This window comes from Ruegeria marisflavi (assembly GCF_025673445.1).
Lineage (GTDB): Bacteria > Pseudomonadota > Alphaproteobacteria > Rhodobacterales > Rhodobacteraceae > Ruegeria_B > Ruegeria_B marisflavi.
The window spans coordinates 1-3,295 of record NZ_JAOVQN010000058.1 but is presented as its reverse complement, the minus strand read 5'-3'; the positions used below and the strand labels follow the sequence as shown (position 1 = coordinate 3,295).

The 3,295-nt window shown below is 62.2% G+C and carries 3 protein-coding genes and 1 pseudogene; 1 reads left to right on the top strand and 3 read right to left on the bottom strand.

What is annotated here, in order from left to right; all coding sequences use genetic code 11:
• Window positions 1-82: 82 nt before the first annotated feature.
• A pseudogene (locus OEZ49_RS23185) lies at window positions 83-585 on the bottom strand (IS3 family transposase); the annotation flags it as partial.
• Window positions 586-794: 209 nt separating this feature from the next.
• On the bottom strand, window positions 795-995 hold the full coding sequence (locus tag OEZ49_RS22890) for a hypothetical protein (RefSeq protein ID WP_263390453.1): 201 nt from the start codon (window positions 993-995) through the stop codon (window positions 795-797).
• A gap of 22 nt (window positions 996-1,017) precedes the next feature.
• Between OEZ49_RS22890 and OEZ49_RS22885 the strand changes: the two genes are divergently transcribed.
• Window positions 1,018-1,563: a calcium-binding protein gene (locus OEZ49_RS22885; RefSeq protein WP_263390452.1), complete on the top strand. Its 546-nt coding sequence runs from the start codon at window positions 1,018-1,020 to the stop codon at window positions 1,561-1,563.
• 131 nt (window positions 1,564-1,694) lie between these two features.
• On the opposite strand, the gene OEZ49_RS22880 is transcribed toward OEZ49_RS22885, so the two are convergent.
• Window positions 1,695-3,295: Ig-like domain-containing protein (locus tag OEZ49_RS22880; RefSeq protein ID WP_263390451.1), on the bottom strand; the 1,601-nt coding region annotated here is incomplete at its 5' end.

Genomic DNA, 3,295 nt, shown 5'->3' with positions numbered 1-3,295 from the left:
TTCTGAACGCCATGACCCGCCCGGATCGACCACGTCAGGCGCTTACAGCCGCCTGAAAGCGTTGTTCAGGACGAACTTAGTACTCGGTACTGCGGGTCGACACACACGGGCTACCACGGCCGCTGTGATGGATGAGATCCCCAGCCAGTCGCCGCTCATAGAGTGCCTGTTCCAGCGCATCCAGAACGAACTGGGACTGCGGAGAACGTGACGATCGCCAGCCGACAAAACGGTTGGCGAAGGTGTCACTCACGAAAGCGACGTGGACATATCCCTGCCAGGTCGGGGCGTGGGTAAAGTCACTTAACCAGAGCGTATTCGGGGCCGGCGCCTGGAACTGCCGGTTCACCTTTTCGCGCGGGCATGGCAGGGCCTGGTCTGGTCACACGGTCTTTTAAGCCTTGCCGCGAACAACACCCTATATTCCCAGCTGCCGCATCAGCCGTTCCACCTTGCATCGGGCCACTTCAAAGCCTTCCCAGCGCATCTGATGCCAGACCTTGCGTACCCCGTAGATGTTGAAGTTCTGATCCGGATGCGTTGCACTTCGCGCCGCAAAACGGCACCCCCTTTAGCGCGAACAGATGCACAATCCAGGTCGCGGGCCGCGGCCAGATGTACATGGAATGTCCCTTCTCGGAAGAGGGCCTTGCAATCGCCTGCCGGGCAATGGAAGGGCGACCGGGAAAACATGGCAGATCGACTCGACCCCATACGCGGCCTTGTGATCGTCCCTCTCGTGACATTACCTGCCGCAATGCCTTGCTAGGCAGTGAATGCACCCGATCATCGTTTCAGTTGGCGGTCGAGCCCGCCTGAGCAAAATACGCAGATGCTTTCTTCACAACCTGGTTGACCTGCCGAAGCTCCCGCACCTCGCGTTCCAGTTCCTTGAACTGGGAACGTTCTTCCGACGTCCCACCATCCCAGCGACCAGCGTCAGCTTCTTCCCGCTGGACCCAACATCGCAACTTATCGCGGCCACAGCCGATCATCGGCGGCGCCACCGAGGACGATGTGCGCGATGTGATTTATGCCGGCGAGGGCGCCGACAGCGTCGATGCCGGATATGGCAACGATCTGGTCTATGGCCAGGGCGGCAACGACACCATTGCAGGCGGCTTCGGCGTGGACGAGATCCAGGGTCAGGACGGCGACGACGTGATCACCGGCTCCTCCTTCTCCGACCTTGTCTATGGCGGCGCCGGGAACGACTTTGTCAACGGCGGGTTTGGGCATGACCGCATCAACGGTGGCAGCGGCGCCGATAAGTTCTTCCACGTAGGGGGACTCGGCCATGGCTCGGACTGGGTGCAGGACTATAGTGCCGCCGAGGGTGACGTTCTGCTCTTTGGCAACACCTCCGCCACCCGCGCCGATTTCCAGGTGAACTTCAACCATACCGAAAGTGCCGCGGGCGAGCGTGCCGGCGACGATGCCGTCCGAGAGGCTTTCGTGATCTACAAACCCACTGGCCAGATCATGTGGGCGCTGGTCGATGGCGAAGGGCAGAGCGCGATCAACCTCCAGATCGGAGCAGATGTGTTCGATCTTTTGGCTTGAACCTTTTCAAGAGCCGGAAGCCCCGGCCCACCCACGGTACCGGGTCTCTGCCATAGCCGAGGACTCGCGAAAGATGCCTTGCCGACCGCCCGAGACACCCAAAACGGGTGGCCCGGGAAAATGTCCTGATCTCATGCCAGCAGGTCGATTGTAGCGCCGGTCAGCGCCAGCCTGAGGTTGAGTTCCGAGAGATCTGCGCCGTCGACCAAGGCCCAGACCGTCATGCCTGTGGGCTGATGGATCACGAACAGCTCATCCACGGCATCGTCGCCCGCCAGTTCACCACCAGGTGAAACCCCTTGGCCCGTGACGACCGTGAAGTCCTCGACACCGGATCCGTCACTGTTCCAGAACAGCAGGACATCGCTTTCCTCTGACGAGAAGTCCGCGATCCAGTCGGTGCCGTGACTGGGATGGCCGAAATGGAAGAAGCGATCCGCCCCGCTGCCGCCATGCAACAGGTCGTTATCCGTGCCGCCGTTCAGGAAATCGTCCCCCGCTCCGCCGAACAACAGATCAGTACCCGCGCCACCGGTCAGCACATCGTTGCCGTCCTGCCCTGCCAGCACATCATTGCCCTCGCCGCCGACGATCACGTCGTCGCCCCCCATGCCGAACACGGTATCATCGCCGTTCCCGCCAAAGACGGTATCCGCCCCGTCGCCTCCAACAATCAAGTCGTCGCCGTCTTCGCCCGACAAGAGGTCGTCGCCCGCCCCGCCGCTCACGGTATCAGCGCCGTCGCCACCATCCAGGGTGTCGTTGCCATCTTCGCCCCGCAACCGGTCATTGCCGCCGCCACCCAGGATGGAATCGTTGCCCGCCCCTCCGGACAGAATATCGTCCTGGTCCTGGCCGGTCACTGTGTCGTCGCCCGCCCCGCCAGTCAGGTGGTTCTCGCCACTGCCACCCACAAGGTTCTGATCCGTCGGCAGAACAGGTCCTGCCTCGACACTCGTGGAGGTTTCAGAGTTCCCGGTTCCATCCAGATACGCGACCCGTACCGAAAGTGTGGTACCGACATCGCCCGTGATCGTCGTATATGTCGCCCCCACGGCCCCCGAGATCTCGGCGCCATCCCGGAACCACTGGAACGTCGCACTGGCCGCCTGGATGCCCTCTGGATCGGACAGGCCGGACAGATCCGCGACCAGGGTCGCAAACTCCGACAGGCTGCCAAGAATGGCAATCCGACCCGACGGCGCCTCGTTCACATCCGTGACCGACAGGCTCACCGCCGCACTGTCATCCGGCGTCGACCCGACCGTCGTGTCATCCACCGTCACCGAAACGTCGAACAACGTCTGGGTTTCAAAGTCGAGGCCCGTCCCGGCCCGCAAGTACAGTTCCGTACCGTCGATCTCGAACAGCCCCGCATCCCCCCCGCTCAGCGCGAGAGTCTCACTGCCAAGCTCGTCGTCGCTCACCACGATATCCGCGATCTTGATCCGAGACGTGGTGTCCGTGTCCTCCGCCAGCGCGGCTACAACCTGTGTCACGGACACCTCCGGTGCGTCGTTCACGGCCGTGACCGTCACTGTCACCGTCGCAGTGCTGCCGCCTGGCGTCAGGCTGTAGGTAAAGGTGTCGATCCCGAAGAAATTGGGATCGGGCTGGTAGGTGAGACCCGTGCCGCCGCCGGTAAAGACCACTGAGCCGTTGCCGGGCTGGGTGACGCTTGCAATCGATTGTGGCCCACCATCGACATCCGTGTCGTTGGCCAGAACATCGA

Coding starts and splice junctions, on each gene's coding strand:
- OEZ49_RS22890 (WP_263390453.1), bottom strand. CDS start 995: ATGATCGGCTGTGGCCGCGATAAGTTGCGATGTTGGGTCCAGCGGGAA.